This window comes from Streptomyces sp. P9(2023) (genome assembly GCF_032436795.1).
Lineage (GTDB): Bacteria > Actinomycetota > Actinomycetes > Streptomycetales > Streptomycetaceae > Streptomyces.
In genome coordinates this window covers 1-243 of record NZ_JAUPWM010000782.1, presented here as the reverse complement: position 1 = coordinate 243, position 243 = coordinate 1, and the positions used below count along the sequence as shown (strand labels likewise).

At 68.7% G+C, this 243-nt stretch carries 1 pseudogene; it reads right to left on the bottom strand.

The features are described 5' to 3' along the window. Positions 1 to 243: pseudogene (locus Q5762_RS39435) on the bottom strand (phosphoglucomutase, alpha-D-glucose phosphate-specific); the annotation flags it as partial.

Sequence of the window (243 nt, the reverse complement as noted above, 5' to 3'; positions counted from 1 at the left end):
CCAGCGGCGTGACGGTGATGATGGACGCCGCCGACGGCTTCACACCGACACCGGCGGTGTCACATGCGATCATCACGTACAACAACGCCCGCAGCAGCGGGCTGGCCGACGGCATCGTCATCACGCCGCTGGCGATCAGCACCTCCAGCGCGCTCGCCATGGCCGGCCCCGACAGGGCATGGCTGTCGCGCCCGATGAAAAGCGGCCCGTCGATCCCCTGGCCCTTGCGGTACAGGCAGATCG